Consider the following 18,535-nt stretch of genomic DNA (forward strand, 5'->3'; position numbering starts at 1 on the left):
GGAACCGGCTTCAGGTCAGTGATGGGGTAAAGGGAGCGGGCTGGTCGCCGGCAGCCAGCGTCCGGGCGAGCGTTAAGGCTCCGCTCAGCGCGTCACCCAGCGGCGTGACCAGCCGGGTCTGAATATCGGTCGCCAGCCAGCGGTAAACCGGCGCGGCCAGCCCGCCCATCAGTGCGACCCGTCCATTGCTCAGCGCGGTCAGACGACGCACCATCATGCCGATATCGGCTGCGGTCTGCTGCAGCAACGCCTGCGCATGGTCATCACCGGCGCTGGCCGCCGCGAAAATCTGCGGTACCACGCGCGCCCAGTCGGCAGGCGCGGCGGTACGGGTCCACAGCAGCATGGCTTCCGGACTGTGATCAAACTGCGCCATCAGCTGCTGCGTCAACGCGCTGTGTTCAACCATCGCCTCGTGGGCCAGCAGCGCCAGACGCAGCGCCCGGCGACCCAGCTCCGCGCCGGAACCCTGATCGGAAAGCGCAAAGCCCCAGCCACCCAGCAGCGTGAAGCGCTCGCCATCCCAGGCCGCGCCCTGACTGCCGGTGCCAATAATAAACACCGCGCCAGGCTGCCCGGCGTGCGCGCCCGCACAGGCGATTTCCACATCGCTGACCACCTGCAATGCGGCACAGGCAGGCTGCCAGCCGGAGAGACGCGCCTGCACCGAGACGACGTTGGCACCGGCTAATCCGGCCACCAGTGAGGTCTGCGCCAGCGCCTGCGGCGTTAATCCGGCCAGGGAAAATACCCGATCAATCAGCTGTTCAACGCAGGCCAGCGCCGCCTCATACTGCGACCAGACGTTGGCGGGTCCGCCCGTGGCTTCCGCCAGCACCGTACCCTGAAGGTCGGTTAACCGCGCACGACACTGGGTGCCGCCGCCATCAATGCCAAGGAGATAGTGTGATTGCACGCGCTTCCTCCCGCCTCCACTGATTAAGAGTTGTTGCCATCATCAGCGAACGATAGGGTAAAAAAACTTAAATCGCAATAACAAATAAATATGGCAATAAAAGATTGGCTATTTTTTGTTAATTTACATAGATATAACACAAAGACACCTCGCAAAACGCGCAGGCGGATATTGACATTACTTTTTCTATCGTAATAAGTTGATGGTCAGATTATCAACAGCCGCGCCGGGCGACGGGCGGGCTCTGCATCATCCGAATTCAGCATCAGGGGTTTAACATGAAAGTAGGCATTATCGGTCTCGGCTTTCGTCTGTCCCACGTGATTAAAGAGTTTAACAACGCCGACGACGCCTTCTCGGTAGTGGGTTATTACGACCCGGCACCTGCCGGACTGCCCAATCTGCACAGCTTCGCTATCGATCCGGGCCAGTCGTTTGAGTCGATTGAGGCGCTGTTGCAGCACGGCGGTATGGATGTGGTGCTGGTCGGCTCACCCAATTTTCTGCATCTTGAGCATGTCGGCCAGGCGCTGGCAGCGGGCTACACCGTGTTTACCGAAAAACCGGTGGTGATCAATGAACAGCAGACCATGGAGATGGCGAAGCTGGTGCGGCAGTATGGCGAGGCGCGCATTCTGGTCGGTCTGGTGCTGCGCTATTCCCCGCTCTATCACGATCTGCTGGCGGCGCGTGACGCTGGCCGGCTGGGCGAGATCACCTCGATTGAAGCCACGGAACATATCAAGCCGTATCACGGCGCTTTCTTCCAGCGCGACTGGCGGCGGCTGGAAAAGTACGCCGGCCCCTATATTCTGGAAAAATGCTGCCACGACATCGATCTTTATCAGGGCTTAATGCAGCAGCGTCCGGTGCGGGTTGCCAGCTTTGGTGGCCGTAAATCCTTTACGCCAGCCCATGCGCCGCAGGGTGCAATCACCGCCGACGCAGAGGTGTATCACATCAAGCCCAGCGGCTGGTCCAGTACCGATGCGGTATTCGACAGCGACGCCGATATTGTCGATTACCAGACCGCGCTGATTGAATATGCCGGCGGTGCCACCCTCGCCTTTCACGCCAACCTCAACGTGCCGGATGAGTTCCGCCGTTTCTGCGTGATTGGCACTGACGGCATGGCTGAAGGCGATTTCGTCCGTAACTACTTCCGCGTTCACAACGCGCGCAGCGGCGAGAAAGAGATCGATACCGCCTACAGCGGCAATGCTTACGATGGCCATTACGGCGCTGACGCGCTGATGGCGGAAGAGATCGTCAAACACATTAAACAGGGAACGCCGCTGAAAGTTTCAGTGGTGGACGCGCTGGAAGCGGGCCTCACCGCGATAAAAATCGATGAGGCGCGCAAAACCCGCAGCGTAGTGGACATGCGTGAAAGCTGGCAAACATTTGACGCCAACCTGGGAAAAACCGGGGCCTGATGGCCCTACCTGCGGGTCGGCCTCCCCCGTCGCCCCAAAGGCTGTGACTAGCGGTATGACTGGAACCTGACTGTAACCGGCCTGCGGGCCGGTTTTTTTATGCCGGATCGACGTCGTTCTCCAGCTTCTGACGCCGCCGTAAATGCGGAAACAGCTTCATCCACAGCGCCACCACCACCAGCGTGCCAATACCGCCAATCGCCACTGCCGGTACCGCTCCCAGCCAGGCCGCCAGCAGCCCCGACTCAAATTCCCCCAGCTGATTAGAGGTGTTGATGAAAATGGCGTTCACCGCATTGACCCGCCCGCGCATCGCATCCGGCGTATCGAGCTGCACCAGCGCGCCGCGAATCACCATGCTGACCATATCAAATCCGCCCAGCGCGGCCAGCGCCAGCAGCGACAGCCAGAGCTGACTGGAGAGCGCGAACACCAGCGTCGCGACGCCAAAACCGGCCACCGATCCGAACATAATCATGCCGACATGCTTGTCCAGCTTGTGACGACTCAGCCAGATCCCCACCAGCAGCGCGCCTACCGACGGCGCACCGCGCAGCATCCCTAATCCCCACGGGCCGGTGTGCAGAATATCTTTCGCAAAGATCGGCAGCAGCGCGGTGGCACCGCCCAGCAGCACCGCAAACAGGTCCAGCGAGATCACTCCCAGCACATCTTTGCGCTCACGGATGAAGTGAATCCCGGCAAACAGGTTCTTCATGTTCATCGGCAGCCGCGGCTGGCTGGGTCGCTGATAGCGCAGCAGGGCGACCAGCGTCAGCGAGATAAAATAGAACAGCCCGGAGACGCCATAAACCACTTCAGGACCGGCCACGTAGAGCAGTCCGCCCAGGGTCGGTCCGACAATCACCGCCGCCTGCCCGCCCACCGAGTTCATCGCCATCGCGCGCGCCAGAATCGACGGCGGCACCAGTGACGGCAGCATCGAGGACATGGCGGGCCACTCCAGCGCTTTGGCGACAGCAATCATAAACACCAGTCCCCACAAAGCGGTTTTATCGACCGAATGAAACAGCGTCAGCACCACCAGCCCCAGCAGTGCGGCAAACTCCACCAGCTGACCGAACAACACGATACGTCGCCGATCGTACTGATCGGCCAGATGTCCGGCCGGCAGCGCCAGCAATACCGAAGGGAGAAACTGCATCAGACCGATCATGCCTAACGCCAGCGCACTGTTGGTCAGTGCGTAAATCTGCCAGCTGATCGCCACTGAAAACATCTGAAACCCAAACGACGAGCAGGTGCGTGCCAGCCAGAATGCGACAAACGTCCGGTGTCGCCACAGCGACTCTTCTGCTGCCGGTGCCATCAATCCCATGTTCTATCCCATATTAAGTGATGATTCCCGCGTTGTTGCGCGGTGTTATTGGTGCAGTCTGACGGCATGATAAGGGTCAGGATGCGCGGACCGGCCGCGTCAGCCTTGCCTGCCTGCACGGCCAGCGGGTCTCATCGGGATCTGCCCTGATAATTACCAGCCTATTGGTCCTTACTGTTGAATATATTCCAGGTAATCATCAGACGCCAAAGGAATAATTTTCTCTTTCATATCGGCTTTATTTACTTTTTCCGGCAACAAAGGGGTGATTTGGAATAAGCAGTTGATCTATATTTATTCACGCGTTCAGAAAAATGCGACTTTTTATATCAATAATTATCAACACCACCTTTTATATTGCATTTCATAGAGATAATGAAAAACAGTTTATATAACCCCTATGTGACTGAACCTATCCATCATGTTGAGCGACAAGTCGCTGGCATTTGCTATAGCGTTCCCTATCTTCAACAAACTCAGGACAGCAGTAATATACTTAATACACACAACATTATTTCGCTACACAATCAAATTGCTACTGAAGCAGCATTAATGATTATTCCGGTTGAGGCTATTCGTTTACAGGGAATGATTGCCCTGCCGGAAGCCTATTTGCATTTACAGGACCCGCGTGTCCGGGTAGGGATTAATTATCGCAGTTTAGTGGCGCACGGCGCGTCACTGCTTGAATTAACGGAGAAATTTAATTTCTGGCTGTATGATTTTGCTCCACCCGGTGCCGACTGGCGATTACTGGAATCGTTCCCTTTTTCCGGAATTGTTTTAAGCGAACCGTTCTTTAAAGATAATTATCAAAAATTCACCTTCCCTTATTTTATGGCGTCGTTTCGGGAAAAAGGGGCAGAAGTGATTGTCCGCAGTCAGTCGCCAGCTTTAACGGCGGAGCAGTTCGCTGAGATTAATATCAGCGGCTGGCAACAACAACGCTCGGATGGCGAACTTATTAGCTGCTGATTCACAAATCCTGCCTTCCGGCGTTAAGGGCACATGGCGGTGCGCTTAACGTCTCATAACCCCCCATAAAATGTCGTATGACTTCGTATGTGAAGCGATTTAAGCTAAAAAAATCAAACCTTGATCTAATTTTGCTATAACATTTAACACAAAGGGATCGTCTGACTTAGCGGAAGAGAGATTTAAGAACACCCTTCATCATTTGTACTTGATAACTGAAGACAACCTATCTGGTTGTTTTCGTGTGTTTTATGGCAACGAAACGAGGTCGATATTATGGGGAAAAACTCCTCATCTTTTGGCGTAATTCGTTTCCTGACGGTGCTGTTCGCAGTGCTGACGGGTGCGTTTATGCTGATTGGCGGTATTTGGTTAGCCGCCATTGGTGGTTCCTGGTATTACATCGTCGGCGGTGCAGCAATGCTGATCACCGCTTTCCTGCTGTGGCGTCGAAACAGCGCCGCGCTGGTGGTATACGCCCTGCTGCTGCTGGCTACGCTGGCCTGGGGCGTCTGGGAAGTCGGTACTGACTTCTGGGCGCTGGCACCGCGTACCGATGTGCTGGTGATCTTTGGCGTCTGGCTGGTGCTGCCGTTTGTCTGGCGCAGCCTGCACAATGTGGGTAAAGGTCCGCTGGGTGCCATGGCCGTGGCGCTGATCGCCAGTGCGGTGGTACTGGCTTACGCCGTGTTCAACGATCCGCAGGTCATCAACGGGACGCTGCCGGAAACCGCTGACAACGCCCCGCAGGCACAGCCGCTGAGCAACATTCCGGACGGTGACTGGCCAGCTTATGCGCGCGATCAGCAGGGAACCCGCTTCTCTCCGCTCAAGCAGATTAATCACCAGAACGTTAAAGAGCTGCAGGTCGCCTGGCAGTTCCAGACCGGTGATTTAAAAACCGCCAACGATCCGGGTGAAATCACCGACGAAGTGACGCCGATTAAAATCCGCGACACTCTTTACCTCTGCTCGCCACACCAGATCCTGTTTGCACTGGACGCGGCTACCGGCAAACAGAAGTGGAAATTTGATCCGGGCATGAAGGTGAATCCAACCTTCCAGCACGTCACCTGTCGCGGCGTCTCTTATCATGAAGTGCCGGCCGCTGCCGATGCAGCCAACAGCCAGCCTGCGCTCTGCTCACGTCGCATCTATCTGCCGGTCAACGATGGTCGTCTGTTTGCGCTGGATGCGGAAACCGGCGAACGCTGCCCGTCATTCGGCGTCAACGGCGAGCTGGATCTGCAACACAAACAACCCGTGACCACGTCAGGTCAGTATGAGCCGACTTCACCGCCGGTGATTACCAACACCACCATCGTGATGGCGGGTGCAGTCACCGATAACTACTCAACCCGCGAGCCGTCAGGCGTGATCCGTGGTTTTGATGTGAATACCGGTAAACTGCTGTGGGTGTTCGATCCGGGCGCGAAAGATCCAAACGCGATACCGGCCGATGAACACACCTTCACCATGAATTCCCCGAACTCATGGGCACCGGCGGTGTACGATCCGAAACTGGATACGGTCTATCTGCCGATGGGCGTGAGCACACCGGATATCTGGGGCGGTAACCGCACGCCAGAACAGGAACGTTATGCCAGCAGCGTGCTGGCGCTGAACGCCACCACCGGTAAGCTGGTCTGGGCCTATCAGACCGTGCACCACGATCTGTGGGATATGGACCTGCCATCGCAGCCGACGCTGGCTGATATCACCGATAAAGAGGGCAACACCGTACCGGTGATTTATGCGCCGGCGAAAACCGGTAACATCTTTGTGCTGGATCGTCGTACCGGCAAGCCGGTTGTTCCGGCTCCTGAAACACCGGTTCCGCAGGGTGCGGCGAAAGGCGATCACGTCTCCGCCACCCAGCCCTACTCTGAGCTGACCTTCCGTCCGAAACAGAATCTGACGGACAAGGACATGTGGGGCGCGACGATGTACGACCAGCTGGTGTGCCGCGTGATCTTCAAGCGTCTGCGCTATGAAGGTCCGTTCACCCCGCCATCTGAGCAGGGTACGCTGGTGTTCCCGGGTAACCTCGGTATGTTCGAATGGGGCGGCATCGCTGTCGATCCACATCGTCAGATCGCGATTGCTAACCCGATGGCGCTGCCGTTTGTCTCGAAGCTGATCCCTCGTGGTCCAGGCAACCCGATCGAACCGCCGAAAGGCGCTGAGGGGGGTTCAGGCACGGAAACCGGTATTCAGCCGCAGTATGGCGTTCCCTACGGTGTTGAGCTGAACCCGTTCCTGTCACCCTTTGGTCTGCCGTGTAAACAGCCAGCGTGGGGTTACGTCTCTGCGGTGGATCTGAAGACCAACAACGTGGTGTGGAAACAGCGTATTGGTACTACCCGCGACAGCGCGCCAGTACCGATTCCGTTCAAAATGGGTATGCCGATGCTGGGCGGTCCGATCACCACCGCTGGTAAAGTGTTCTTTATCGGTGCAACTGCCGATAACTACCTGCGTGCTTACAGCACCGATACCGGTGAGCTGTTGTGGCAGGCACGTCTGCCAGCCGGTGGTCAGGCTACGCCAATGACCTATGAAGCGAATGGCAAGCAGTACGTTGTCATCGCGGCCGGTGGTCACGGCTCGTTTGGCACCAAACTGGGCGATTATGTGATCGCCTACGCGCTGCCAGACCAGAAATAATCCTGTCATCAGCGGTTAACATCAGGCGGACTCCGGTCCGCCTTTTTTGATCGCGCTATCTTTCATCGCCCGCCCGTTCAGCCATCCGCACAGCAGCATCACCGCGCTGGTCGCCAGAAATACCGGCCGCATCCCAAACGATCCCCCGACCAGACCGCCGAACAGCGGGCCCGTCACCTGGCCGATATACTGTGCCGATGTCGAATAGCCCAGCATCCGTCCGACCTGCGATCCCGGCACGCTGTGCCGGATAATGGCGGTGATGCAGGGCAACAGTCCGCCCAGCGCCATCCCCATCAGAAAACGCAGCAATACCAGTTGCCAGGCAGCGGTAATAAAAGCCTGCGGGATCAGCAGCAGCGCACTCACCACTAAGCCCGTCGTCAGCACCCGCTCGTGTCCGACACGGTCCGCCAGCCGTCCGAGCCGCGGTGCGGCGATCACCGTGCCCAGTGCGGCAGCCGACATCGCCAGTCCGGCGACCCGCGTTATCTGGTGATTACCCGACACAAACTCGCCGACATAGAGGGTGATAATCGGTTCAATCGACATCGTAGCGAAGATCAGCAACATGCCTGACAGCCACATCAGCCAAACCCGCCGCTGATTTACCGGTGTTGCCGCAGGCGCTGGCGCGGAATTTTCCCGCGGCGAGGCGGCGGCGCGTGGCTGCTCTTTCAGCAGAAAAGTGGTCGCCAGGAAGGCGAGAAAAATCACCGCGCCGGTTAACCAGAAGGTCTGGCGAATACCGATCAGCGGCGGCAGCACGCCGCCCAGCAGCGGCCCAACCACGTTGCCCGCCATGATACCGGAGGATAATATGCCCAGCGCCCAGCCGGTCTGGCCTTTGGGCGTTTGCGCCGCCACCAGAATGGTCGATCCGGAGGCGTATCCGCCCAGCAAACCCGCCAGCAGACGCAGCGCCACCAGCTGCCACGGCGCGCTCGCCATGCCGATCAGTGACATGGCGATAGCCATCCCGAGGCTGGCGCGGATCAGCATCAGCTTACGACCATAACGGTCAGCCAGTCGGCCCCAGAGTGGCGCGGTCAGCGCCGCGCTGAAAAACGTGGCGCCATAGGCCAGCCCCGACCAGCGCGCAATGGCGGCGGGTTGCTGCACGCCAAGCTGCTGAACGTAGAGCGGCAAAAACGGCAGCAGCAGCGTCATCGCCACGATGGTACTGAATGAGCCCAGCACACAGACCCATAAGTTGCGCTTCCAGTGCTGAAATTCTGCTTTTTCTGCTGGCTGTTGCATAAAGATATCCCGTCATTGATCAGGGATACAGGCTAACCAGGCGCGCCGGATAACAACAGTGGCGGCACGATAGTTACTTTGTGGCGCTGACTGTTGCACTACAGCAACAATCACGGGCTGACCAGCGCGGCGATCAGCGTGTCGCATAATAAGCTGACTGGCGAAGCGGGCTGCAGCGTGTCGTGCAGCAGCAGATAGCTCTGTAGCCGATCCATCTGCCACTCCGGCAGCAGTTGCTGAATATCCCCACGGGCGACCGCTTCCTGCGCCATATAGGAGGGCAGATAGGCGATGCCGCTGCCCGCCAGCGCCGCGTTCAGCAGCGCCATGCTGTTATTGGCACGAAAACGGCTGCGGACATCCAGTGCCAGCCGCTGCTTGTCGCGGCGAAACGGCAGCGCGGCGGTATGCGCCGGCCCATGAAACAGCAGCAGGTCATGGCGCGGTAGCATCTCAGGATGATCGATAGCAGGCCGCTGCGCCAGATAACCCGGTGCCGCATACAGTCCCCACTCAATGTCGCTGATCACCCGAAAATGCCCCTGCTGCGGTGGCCGGGATCGAATCACGATGGCCACATCCACCTGCTCATCCAGCCGATCGTGGTTACGGTCGGTCAGATCGAGATCGACGTTAATGTGCAGATGGCGGCGCAGAAAGCGATTAAGCACCGGCACCACGCACTGACAGCCATAGGTCACCGGCGCCTGCAGACGTACGTTACCGGCCGGTTGCTGATGCAGTTGCTGGACAAAGGCATCGGCCCGCTGCACTTCTGCCAGCATCCGGACGCAATAGGGATAGTAAGCCTGACCGAGCTCGGTCAGCGCCAGTCGCCGGGTGGTGCGCTGCAACAGCCGGATGCCGAGCCGCAGCTCAAGACGGGAGATTTCGCGGCTGACGTGGGATTTAGACCAGCCGAGCGCCCGCGCCGCTTCACTGAAACTCTGGAGTTCCACCACCCGCGCAAACACCAGCATGGCGGTTAAATTAGCACTGTTTTCCATGCGTTACCGCTCCGATACCCTGAGGATTCTGGCATCAAACTAGCATGTTCGGGGCAGCTTACGGCGGCAGGTCAGTAAAAAAGAAGGGATGGGATCAGACAGCGGAGCCGTGCCTGCCGACCTTCCCGCGCGTTTCATCTGGCGGGAAGGCCATCAAAGGCATCAACTGGCCATGGCCAGCGGAAACAGTAACCGGTCCGGCTCGACCCGGCGCTGGCGGCGTAGCTGGCCTGGCGTCATCATAAAATAGTTTTTGAAGGTGCGGGTGTAGGCCTGCTGGGTGTCGAACCCGTAGTTCATGGCGACCTGCAATATCGCTTCATTGCTGCTCAGCAGCGTCAGCGCAGATTCGGTTAACCGGCGCTGTCGGATATATTCCGCCAGGGAAAATCCGGTATGCTGGCGAAACAGCCGTTGCAGATGCCAGCGGGAATAGCCAGAGCGACGCGCCACCTCATCCAGATGCAGATCGTGTCCTAAGTTGTTCTCAATCCAGTCCAGCAAACTCCGAATAAACTCGCGCTGATTCATGGGTTCCTCCTGATTTACGCTGATGTGCAGTGAACCCACTTTACCCGGTTAAATTTATCCCTTAATTAGCAGAAAATTAGCGCAGAATTAGCAACCGCCAGATTCCGGCCTGCGGCCCCCTTTATCGGTCAGATAACGGCAACAACCTGCCTGAATAATAAGCATTAAGTGATCCTGGCAATCCGGTAAAATAATTTGCGTTAAGTTACACCGGCGTCGATTTAACTCTTTTCGTTGCCTCCTGGCGGCCAGCTTTTAAATAATTTGTGTTAAGTCACCGTCGAATCCGCCAGGCTAATTTGCGTTAAGTCACACCCGATTCGCCCCTATAATTCGTATTACCGCAAGGCGGCAAATGCGCGAAACCTCAGGAGCTGACATCAGTCAGTGACTGAGGTGAGTAAATGCAGCCAACGCCGCTGAAGTGCGAAGTATGACGGCGGAGTCCGCCTAAATAATTCGTGCGACAGCAAGGCGGCAAATGCGCGAATCCTCAGGAGCTGACATCAGTCAGTGACTGAGGTGAGTAAATGCAGCCAACGCCGCTGAAGTGCGAAGTGTGGCGGCGGAGTCCGCCTAAATAATTCGTGCGACAGCAAGGCGGCAAATGCGCGAATCCTCAGGAGCTGACATCAGTCAGTGACTGAGGTGAGTAAATGCAGCCAACGCCGCTGTAGTACGAAGTATGACGGCGGAATGACGGCGGATAATTCTGTGCTAACTATCCGGGCTTACACTGCTCCCATCTTTACGAAGGAGATCAGCCATGCGCGTGTTATTGGTTGAAGATGATGAAATGATCGGCGCGAACCTGCAGCAGGCTTTAGAGGGCGCGGGCTGGTCGGTGGACTGGGTACGCGATGGCGTTTATGCCCATAACGCCTGGAGCGAAGGCGGCTACAGCTGCGTGTTGCTGGATCTCGGCTTACCGCGTGATGACGGATTGCAGGTGCTGCGCCGGGCGCGCGGGCGCGGCGATTCTACGCCGGTGCTGATCCTGACTGCGCGCGATACGGTGGCGCAGCGGATACAGGGGCTCGACAGCGGCGCTGACGATTACCTGCTTAAACCTTTTGATCTGCAGGAAGTGCTGGCCCGGATGCGGGCGATTACCCGACGTCGCCACGGTGCGGCGGATTCGGTGCTGGGCAGCGGCGATGTGCAGCTGGATATGATGACGCGCGAAGTGCTCTATAAGGGCCAGCGCGAGCAGCTGACCGCGCGCGAATATGCCCTGCTTTATGCCTTGCTGGAGCGTCCCGGCGCGATTCTCTCGCGCGAGCAGCTGGAGAACCGTATTTACGGCTGGGGCGACGAAGTGAGCAGCAACGCGGTTGATGTGCTGATCCACGGGATGCGGCGCAAGCTGGATAACGACGCGATTCGCAATGTACGCGGGCTGGGCTGGCGGGTGCCGGCAATATGAAACCGTTCCCCTTTATGCGTTCGTTACGCAATAAATTACTCAGTACGCTGCTGATTATTCATCTGCTGATGATTGGCGGCGTCACCTGGTATTTTTTCAGCTGCTATGGCGACATGGTCGGCACCATGAAGGACGATCAGCTGTCGAAAATCGCCGATGCCTGGTCGACCAACAAGCAGATGCCGGCACTGATGCCGATGCTCATTCCGCCTGACAAGGCGAAGAGCGCTTTTGTGGTGCAGCTGTGGGATAACCAGGGCAGGCTGCGTGCCAGCTCGTGGCCGGAACTGCACGCACCGCTGCAAGCCCAGCGCGGTTACCGCGATGTCGATGTGGGCCATTGTGATGACTGCGAATGGCGTATCTATACCCGACCCGGTCAGCCTGGCAGTGAGATCAAGACCATTCAGGTGATGCACAACCTCAGCTACATGAAAGCGCTGATGGTCAAACGGGCGCTGTCGGCGATCATTCCGTTGATCCTGATGATGCCGCTGTCGCTGCTGGTGATCTGGCTGGTGGTGCGGAAGATCACCCGCGATCTGCAGGTCGCCTCGCGGCAGATCGCGGCGCAGGAGACGCATCATCCGCACAATGTCTCACCGGAAGGCTTGCCGGATGAGATCCTGCCGCTGGTTGCCGCGTATAACGCGTTGCTGAATAAGCTGCGCGAGGCCTGGTCATCCCAGCGGCAGTTCCTGGAAGATGCCGCTCACGAACTGCGAACCCCGGTCACCGCTGTCACGCTGCAGCTGGAGAATCTGCGTCAGCATATTCAGCCGGGCGAGGCCAGCCGGCAGTTCAGTCAGCTCGAAGCGGGCGTGACGCGTACCCGTCACCTGGTGACCCAGTTGCTGAATGTCTCCCGTCAGGAAGATCAAAGCGTGGTGGCCAGTATTGAGCAGATTGAACTGGAAGATCTGCTGAAAGAGAGCATTGAGCAGTTGATGGTAGTGGCCGATAAACGCGGCATCGATATCGGCTTTAACGGCTCGACCCAGTATCGCCTGCAGGCCAGCCGCTCTGAACTGCGTAGCCTGTTCGACAACCTGATTGGTAACGCCATGTTGCATACGCCGGAAGGGAGCCTGGTGGATGTTCTGCTGCATCGGGTGGCGGGCAAGACGGTGGTGGATATTGTCGATAACGGACCGGGTATGCCGGAATCCTTTATTGAACGCGCCTTTGACCGTTTCACCCGCTCCCCTGATGTTAAAGCGCAGGGCAGTGGTCTGGGTTTATCGATTGTGCGCAGCGTTGCGCAGAAACATCAGATTCATGTCGCCCTTTCCAATTGCCTGACGCCACAGGGTGCAATTTGTGGTTTGCAGGTCCGCGTCACTTTTCCCTGATCCCGCACGTTTGATCGCGAACCAGACAACGTAAACGGTTGCCTGGTTCCGTTCGATCACCGCCATTATTGTGAAGCGTGTCACATTTTCACTGAATTGTAATGCAACACTTTTTGACAAACGTGAGCAAAATCTATTTTCTATCGCTATGTTGCAGGCACGCTACGCGGGCTGGAAACTGGCTGTTATGTCCTGAATAACTCACTCCCCACCCCGGGATCGACTTCTCTCTGACTGCGCCTGCTGTGCAGCGGTCAAAAGCATGTGGTTAATGATAATGAAATTCAAAACGTTGATAGCAGGTGCCGTACTGGCATGTTCCTGGACGGGTGTTGCGCAAGCCGCTGATAGCGATCCGCAATATCTGTCCGACTGGTGGCATCAGAGCGTAAACGTGGTGGGCAGCTACCACACGCGCTTCGGGCCGCAGTTTAACAACGACGTTTATCTGGAATATGAAGCGTTTGCCAAAAAAGACTGGTTCGATTTCTACGGTTATCTCGATCTGACCAACTTCTTCGGCGCGGGTAACAGCAACGCCAACGGTATTTTTGACCACGGTTCGCCGATGTTTATGGAGATTGAACCGCGCTTCTCGATCGACAAACTGACCGGCACCAGCCTGGCCTTTGGTCCGTTCAAAGAGTGGTATTTCGCCAACAACTACATCTACGACATGGGCCGCAACAGCGATAACCGCCAGAATACCTGGTATATGGGTCTGGGCACCGATATCGATACTCACAGCGATGTGGGTCTGTCACTGAACGTCTATGCCAAATATCAGTGGGAAAACTACGGTGCGGCAAATGAAAACAGCTGGGATGGCTATCGCTTCAAGGTGAAATACTTTGTGCCGATCACCACGCTGTGGGGCGGTAACCTTGGCTATGTCGGCTTCACCAACTTTGACTGGGGTTCCGATCTCAACGAGAAAGGCGGTTCGTCGCGCACCAGCAACTCAATCGCCTCCAGCCATATTCTGTCGCTGGGTTACGATCACTGGCACTTCTCAGCCGTGGCGCGTTACTTCCACAATGGCGGTCAGTGGGCGGATGGGCAGGAGCTGAACTTCGGTAACGGTCCGTTTGAAGTGAAATCGACCGGCTGGGGTTACTACCTGGTGGCGGGTTACAACTTCTGATGAGCGGGCGGCTGGCTGCAAGGCTGGCCGTGCTCAGGCGACCCTAAAACGGCGCCGCTGTCACCGGCGCCGATCCCGCATCCTGCTTTATTCCTGCGGCTTCACCACGTTGATGCGCCACGGAATGCCGAACTGATCGATAAACATCGCAAATCCATTTGACCAGAACGTCTCCTGCCACGGGGTCGTCACTTTGCCGCCCACGGACAGTTTTTCAAACCAGGTTTTGCCCTGCTCTGCATCCGTGGTAGCGAGGCTGACCGCATAGCCGGCGTGATCCGAGGCCGGCGGCTTCTGCGTGTTACCGTCGCTCAGCATCAACTCTCCCTGACCGATACGCAGATGCGCGTGCATGATTTTTTCCGGCGGCTGCGGCGGCGCAGATTGATCGCCTACCTGCTCGCCCTGCTCTGGCATATCGCCAAAGGTCATTTTCTCCAGCAGTTTCCCGCCTGTGGCCTGCAGGTAAAACTCGATTGCCTCTTCACAGCGACCATAGAGAAACAGATATGGACAGACTTGCATCGTCACCTCCGATTGTGGGTTGAACTCACATTTACGCGAATACACCAAGTGTAGACGATGAGAGAACGCTACCCGTCAGCGCTGGCAATAACGACGAAATAACTGCGCCATATAACTGCTCATCGGCGTCAGCGCGGTATCCTTACGCTGAATCAGATAAAAGATCGCTTTCGGCAGCGGTTCGTCCAGCGACAGCGCCACCAGCGAGCGGCCGAGAATCGGATCGTCGATCACATCCACCGATAAAATACTGATGAAATCGCTTTGCGCCACCAGGCTGGTACAGGCCATAAAGGTTTCGCAGGTCACCACAATTTTGGGTGCCATGCCGCGCTCGTCAAACAGATCGTGCAGTAAGCGATAGTAGCTGCCCTTGGGCGTCGGCATGGTCCAGTCCGCCTGCTGCAACTCGGCCAGCGAGCGGGCCTTCTCCAGCGGATGGCCCTTGCGCACCACCACTTTGTACTCGCGCTCCATCATTCGCTCATACATCAGCTCCTGATCGAGATGACTTTGATCGTAGGTATTGATGGTGAAATCAAGCGCGCCCTGCCGCAACTCATGCACCATCGACACCAGTTGCCCTTCTACGATGCGCACCTTCACCAGCGGGTATTCACGATGAAACTGGTTAATCACCTGCGGCATGATGGTGCGCGCCACGCTGCCGCCGACGCCGATGTTCACCTGCCCGCCGCCCAGCCCCAGCCGCTGCTGGATATCCTCCTGCGCCACCCGCAACTCCGCCAGCACCAGACTGGCATGTCGAAAAAAGTTATCACCGATATCGGTTAAGACCACGCCCTGCTGACGGCGGATAAACAACCGGGCACCGAGTTCACGCTCCAGTTCCTGAATCGCTTTGGTTAATGCCGGCTGCGAAAGCCCGGAAAGACGGCTTGCTGCCCGGATGCTGCCCTGGCGTGCCACGTCAACAAAGGCGCGCAGCTGATGAAGTTTAAGGTTGGCAGTCATAGTTTTTGTGATAACCGTTGTTTATCAGTCACAAGATATTCGCATCTTATGCCGGCTAATACCATTGTGTAGATTCGAGGCAGTGCGTAAAAAACCAACAGTAAGGACAGTGCCGATGAATACCCTTTCCGACCTTATCAGCGCCCGGCTGGCGCAGCTCAAAAGCTGGCGCCGGGAGTTCCATCATTACGCGGAATCTGGCTGGCTGGAGTTCCGTACCGCCACGCGGGTCGCCGACGAGCTGCACAAGCTGGGTTATCACCTGCAACTGGGCCGTGAGGTGATCGACGCCGATGCGCGTATGGGCTTACCCAGCGAGACCGTGCTGCAGCAGCAGGAAGCCCGGGCGCTGCAGCAGGGCGCGTTACCGCAGTGGATCAGCCACTTCTCCGGTGGGTTTTGCGGCATCGTTGCCACGCTGGAAACCGGTCGTCCCGGCCCGGTGATCGGCTTCCGGGTCGATATGGACGCGCTCGATCTCAATGAGAGTCAGGCGGAAGATCACCTGCCACAGCGTGAAGGCTTCGCCTCCTGCAATCCCGGCATGATGCACGCCTGCGGACACGACGGCCACACTACCATCGGCCTCGGCCTCGCCTCGGTGCTGATGGCGATGAAAGATCAGCTGAGCGGCACGATTAAACTCATTTTCCAGCCCGCCGAAGAGGGGGTTCGCGGTGCCAGAGCGATGGTGGCGGCTGGCGTGGTGGATGATGTTGATCTGTTTACCGCTATCCATCTCGGCACCGGCGTGCCAGCGGGTGAGCTGGTGTGTGGCAGCGACAGTTTCCTCGCCACCACCAAACTCGACGTCAATTTCACCGGCGTCGGCGCGCATGCCGGTGGCCGACCGGAAGAGGGCCGCAATGCCCTGCTGGCGGCGGCTCAGGCAACGCTGGCGCTGCACGGTCTTACCCAGCACAGCGGCGGTGTGGCGCGCGTCAACGTTGGCGTACTGCAGGCCGGTACCGGACGTAACGTGGTGCCCGACTGTGCGCTGCTGAAAGTCGAAACCCGCGGCGTCACCAATCAGGTTAACGATGACATCTACCAGCAGGCGCTGCGGGTCATCGCTGGCGCGGCGGCGATGTATGGCGTTGAGCACCAGGTCACGCTGATGGGGGCCGCCCGCAGCTGCACCCCAACCCAGCCGTGGGTCGATTTTATCCATCAGCAGGCAGAGGCGCTCGGCATCTTCGATTCGGTGGTCGATCGTAAGGCTCAGGCGGCCGGATCGGAAGATGCCACTTACATGATGGAGCGGGTGAAGCAACGCGGCGGGCAGGCTTCGTATGCCATCTTCGGCTGCGATCTGGCGGCGGGTCACCATAACGCGAAGTTCGACTTTGATGAGCAGGTGATGCCCGTGGCGATCGCGATGCTGGCAACCCTGGCGCTGAATCAGGCGCAGTTTGACGGAGACCGATGATGGAAGCGTTCATTGCTGATTATATCGACCGTCATCAGGCGCGCTTCAGCGCACTCAGCGACGCCATCTGGGATACGCCGGAGACCCGCTTTGCCGAGACCCGCTCCTGCGCGCTGCTGGCCGATGCGCTGGCGGAGGAGGGCTTCACGGTAGAACGCGGCGTGGGCGGCCTGGATACCGCCTTTATTGCCAGCTTCGGCAGCGGTAAACCGGTGATTGCCATCCTTGGCGAGTTTGATGCGCTGGCGGGCCTGAGCCAGCAGGCGGGATGCGCCCGCCCGCAACCGCTGGAGGCCAACGGCAACGGTCACGGCTGCGGCCATAACCTGCTCGGTACCGCAGGCGTGGCGGCAGCCAGTGCGGTGAAAGCCTGGATGCAACACCATCATACCGGCGGAACGGTGCGCTTTTACGGCTGTCCCGGTGAAGAAGGCGGCTCCGGCAAAACCTTTATGGTGCGTGAAGGGCTGTTTGATGATGTCGATGCCGCGGTGACCTGGCATCCCGAAGGCTTCAGCGGGATGTTTAATCTGCGCACGCTCGCCAATATCCAGGCGGCATTCAGCTTCAAAGGCGTCGCGGCACATGCCGCTAACTCACCGCACCTCGGTCGCAGCGCACTGGATGCGGTCACCCTGATGAACACCGGTGCCAATTTTCTGCGTGAGCACATCGTGCAGGAAGCACGGCTGCACTATGCGGTGACTAACAGCGGCGGCGTCTCGCCGAATGTGGTACAGGCCGACGCGGAAGTGCTCTACCTGATCCGCGCGCCGGAACTGCAGCAGGCGCAGGATATTTACCAGCGGGTGATCAATATCGCCCGCGGCGCGGCGCTGATGACCGACACCACCCTGACGGTGCGTTTTGACAAAGCCTGCTCTGACTACGTGCCCAATCGCGCGCTGGAAGCCGTGATGGAGCGTTATTTGCATCAGTTTGGTCTGCCCGATTACAGCGATGAGGAGCGAGCGTTCGCGGCAGAGATACGCGCCACCCTGACCGACGACGATCTGCGCAATGCGCGGCTCAACGCAGCCCGAACCGGCGGCGAAGCAGGCCAGGCCTGGGTTGAGCAACTGGGTGACCGGCTGTTTATGGATCAGGTAGCGCCTTATGCCGTGACGCGCGAGCTGCTGTATGGCTCAACGGATGTCGGGGATGTGAGCTGGGTGACGCCGACCGCGCAGTGCTTTGCGCCCTGCTTCACCTTCGGTACGCCGCTGCATACCTGGCAGCTGGTGGCGCAGGGTCGCACCAGCATCGCGCATAAGGGGATGTTTCTGGCTGGCAAAGTGATGGCCGCCACCGTCGTCACGCTGTTGCAGGATTCGGCGGCGCTGGCCCGTTGTCAGGCGGAGTTCGATCGGGTGCGCGCCTCACAGCCTTATCACTGCCCGATCCCGGCGGGGATCACACCGACAAAACTGGCCGAATGAGCCAACGGCCGCGTCACCGGCGCGGACCGCTATAAAAAAATATGATTGCAAACACCTTCCCGGATTCCGGCGTGCCGTTTGTAACCTATCGCCGGACGTCTCACTCAACGACCG

Annotated in this window: 15 protein-coding genes; 8 read left to right on the forward strand and 7 right to left on the reverse strand. The window is 58.1% G+C overall.

Annotated elements, in window-relative coordinates; all coding sequences use genetic code 11:
* Window positions 1–10: 10 nt before the first annotated feature.
* Window positions 11–916 (reverse strand): BadF/BadG/BcrA/BcrD ATPase family protein, encoded by a 906-nt coding sequence (locus LZU96_RS18385; protein ID WP_233985529.1) that lies wholly within the window; start codon window positions 914–916, stop codon window positions 11–13.
* Between the two features lie 278 nt (window positions 917–1,194).
* On the opposite strand from LZU96_RS18385, the gene LZU96_RS18390 reads away from it, so the two are divergent.
* The gene (locus LZU96_RS18390) at window positions 1,195–2,352 is read left to right on the forward strand and encodes a Gfo/Idh/MocA family protein (protein ID WP_233985530.1); all 1,158 of its coding nucleotides are present in this window, start codon (window positions 1,195–1,197) and stop codon (window positions 2,350–2,352) included.
* A 97-nt stretch (window positions 2,353–2,449) separates the two neighbouring features.
* Here LZU96_RS18390 and LZU96_RS18395 read toward each other — a convergent pair whose 3' ends face one another.
* On the reverse strand, window positions 2,450–3,691 hold the full coding sequence (locus LZU96_RS18395) for an MFS transporter (protein ID WP_233985531.1): 1,242 nt from the start codon (window positions 3,689–3,691) through the stop codon (window positions 2,450–2,452).
* A 375-nt stretch (window positions 3,692–4,066) separates the two neighbouring features.
* On the opposite strand from LZU96_RS18395, the gene LZU96_RS18400 reads away from it, so the two are divergent.
* Window positions 4,067–4,666 (forward strand): hypothetical protein, encoded by a 600-nt coding sequence (locus tag LZU96_RS18400; protein WP_233985532.1) that lies wholly within the window; start codon window positions 4,067–4,069, stop codon window positions 4,664–4,666.
* A 276-nt stretch (window positions 4,667–4,942) separates the two neighbouring features.
* Window positions 4,943–7,333 carry a glucose/quinate/shikimate family membrane-bound PQQ-dependent dehydrogenase gene (locus LZU96_RS18405; protein WP_233985533.1) on the forward strand — a complete coding sequence of 797 codons (2,391 nt, stop codon included), beginning with the start codon at window positions 4,943–4,945 and terminating at the stop codon, window positions 7,331–7,333.
* A gap of 21 nt (window positions 7,334–7,354) precedes the next feature.
* Here the strand turns inward: LZU96_RS18405 and LZU96_RS18410 are convergent, their stop codons facing one another.
* The 3 genes from LZU96_RS18410 to LZU96_RS18420 all read right to left on the reverse strand — a co-directional run bounded on the left by LZU96_RS18410 (window position 7,355) and on the right by LZU96_RS18420 (window position 10,131).
* On the reverse strand, window positions 7,355–8,593 hold the full coding sequence (locus tag LZU96_RS18410; RefSeq protein WP_233985534.1) for an MFS transporter: 1,239 nt from the start codon (window positions 8,591–8,593) through the stop codon (window positions 7,355–7,357).
* A gap of 110 nt (window positions 8,594–8,703) precedes the next feature.
* The gene (locus LZU96_RS18415) at window positions 8,704–9,600 is read right to left on the reverse strand and encodes a LysR family transcriptional regulator (RefSeq protein WP_233985535.1); all 897 of its coding nucleotides are present in this window, start codon (window positions 9,598–9,600) and stop codon (window positions 8,704–8,706) included.
* A 162-nt stretch (window positions 9,601–9,762) separates the two neighbouring features.
* The gene (locus tag LZU96_RS18420; RefSeq protein ID WP_003855685.1) at window positions 9,763–10,131 is read right to left on the reverse strand and encodes a helix-turn-helix domain-containing protein; all 369 of its coding nucleotides are present in this window, start codon (window positions 10,129–10,131) and stop codon (window positions 9,763–9,765) included.
* 766 nt (window positions 10,132–10,897) lie between these two features.
* On the opposite strand from LZU96_RS18420, the gene LZU96_RS18425 reads away from it, so the two are divergent.
* The 3 genes from LZU96_RS18425 (at window position 10,898) to LZU96_RS18435 (ending at window position 14,053) form a co-directional block, all read left to right on the forward strand.
* Window positions 10,898–11,557: a response regulator gene (locus LZU96_RS18425; protein WP_094122195.1), complete on the forward strand. Its 660-nt coding sequence runs from the start codon at window positions 10,898–10,900 to the stop codon at window positions 11,555–11,557.
* Window positions 11,554–12,909, forward strand: coding sequence for a sensor histidine kinase (locus tag LZU96_RS18430; protein WP_233985536.1), 1,356 nt, complete (start codon window positions 11,554–11,556; stop codon window positions 12,907–12,909). The genes LZU96_RS18425 and LZU96_RS18430 overlap by 4 nt, the downstream gene beginning before the upstream one ends.
* A gap of 277 nt (window positions 12,910–13,186) precedes the next feature.
* On the forward strand, window positions 13,187–14,053 hold the full coding sequence (locus LZU96_RS18435) for a nucleoside-specific channel-forming protein Tsx (protein ID WP_094122298.1): 867 nt from the start codon (window positions 13,187–13,189) through the stop codon (window positions 14,051–14,053).
* A gap of 87 nt (window positions 14,054–14,140) precedes the next feature.
* On the opposite strand, the gene yjdN is transcribed toward LZU96_RS18435, so the two are convergent.
* Entirely contained in the window at window positions 14,141–14,578 is a 438-nt protein-coding gene (gene yjdN / locus LZU96_RS18440) for a VOC family metalloprotein YjdN (RefSeq protein ID WP_094122193.1), read from the reverse strand.
* A 75-nt stretch (window positions 14,579–14,653) separates the two neighbouring features.
* Window positions 14,654–15,553: a LysR family transcriptional regulator gene (locus tag LZU96_RS18445; protein WP_233985537.1), complete on the reverse strand. Its 900-nt coding sequence runs from the start codon at window positions 15,551–15,553 to the stop codon at window positions 14,654–14,656.
* A gap of 115 nt (window positions 15,554–15,668) precedes the next feature.
* Between LZU96_RS18445 and LZU96_RS18450 the strand changes: the two genes are divergently transcribed.
* Together LZU96_RS18450 and LZU96_RS18455 are read left to right on the forward strand one after the other, a co-directional pair.
* Window positions 15,669–16,982, forward strand: a complete 1,314-nt coding sequence (locus tag LZU96_RS18450; RefSeq protein ID WP_233985538.1) for an amidohydrolase — start codon at window positions 15,669–15,671, stop codon at window positions 16,980–16,982.
* Window positions 16,979–18,421 (forward strand): M20 family metallopeptidase, encoded by a 1,443-nt coding sequence (locus tag LZU96_RS18455; RefSeq protein ID WP_233985539.1) that lies wholly within the window; start codon window positions 16,979–16,981, stop codon window positions 18,419–18,421. Before LZU96_RS18450 ends, LZU96_RS18455 begins: the two co-directional genes overlap by 4 nt.
* Window positions 18,422–18,535 lie beyond the last annotated feature (114 nt).

It is taken from the genome of Pantoea agglomerans, from assembly GCF_021397715.1.
Lineage (GTDB): Bacteria > Pseudomonadota > Gammaproteobacteria > Enterobacterales > Enterobacteriaceae > Pantoea > Pantoea astica.

Coding starts and splice junctions, on each gene's coding strand:
- LZU96_RS18390 (WP_233985530.1), top strand. CDS start 1,195: ATGAAAGTAGGCATTATCGGTCTCGGCTTTCGTCTGTCCCACGTGATT.
- LZU96_RS18395 (WP_233985531.1), bottom strand. CDS start 3,691: ATGGGATTGATGGCACCGGCAGCAGAAGAGTCGCTGTGGCGACACCGG.
- LZU96_RS18400 (WP_233985532.1), top strand. CDS start 4,067: ATGAAAAACAGTTTATATAACCCCTATGTGACTGAACCTATCCATCAT.
- LZU96_RS18405 (WP_233985533.1), top strand. CDS start 4,943: ATGGGGAAAAACTCCTCATCTTTTGGCGTAATTCGTTTCCTGACGGTG.
- LZU96_RS18410 (WP_233985534.1), bottom strand. CDS start 8,593: ATGCAACAGCCAGCAGAAAAAGCAGAATTTCAGCACTGGAAGCGCAAC.
- LZU96_RS18415 (WP_233985535.1), bottom strand. CDS start 9,600: ATGGAAAACAGTGCTAATTTAACCGCCATGCTGGTGTTTGCGCGGGTG.
- LZU96_RS18420 (WP_003855685.1), bottom strand. CDS start 10,131: ATGAATCAGCGCGAGTTTATTCGGAGTTTGCTGGACTGGATTGAGAAC.
- LZU96_RS18425 (WP_094122195.1), top strand. CDS start 10,898: ATGCGCGTGTTATTGGTTGAAGATGATGAAATGATCGGCGCGAACCTG.
- LZU96_RS18430 (WP_233985536.1), top strand. CDS start 11,554: ATGAAACCGTTCCCCTTTATGCGTTCGTTACGCAATAAATTACTCAGT.
- LZU96_RS18435 (WP_094122298.1), top strand. CDS start 13,187: ATGAAATTCAAAACGTTGATAGCAGGTGCCGTACTGGCATGTTCCTGG.
- yjdN (WP_094122193.1), bottom strand. CDS start 14,578: ATGCAAGTCTGTCCATATCTGTTTCTCTATGGTCGCTGTGAAGAGGCA.
- LZU96_RS18445 (WP_233985537.1), bottom strand. CDS start 15,553: ATGACTGCCAACCTTAAACTTCATCAGCTGCGCGCCTTTGTTGACGTG.
- LZU96_RS18450 (WP_233985538.1), top strand. CDS start 15,669: ATGAATACCCTTTCCGACCTTATCAGCGCCCGGCTGGCGCAGCTCAAA.
- LZU96_RS18455 (WP_233985539.1), top strand. CDS start 16,979: ATGATGGAAGCGTTCATTGCTGATTATATCGACCGTCATCAGGCGCGC.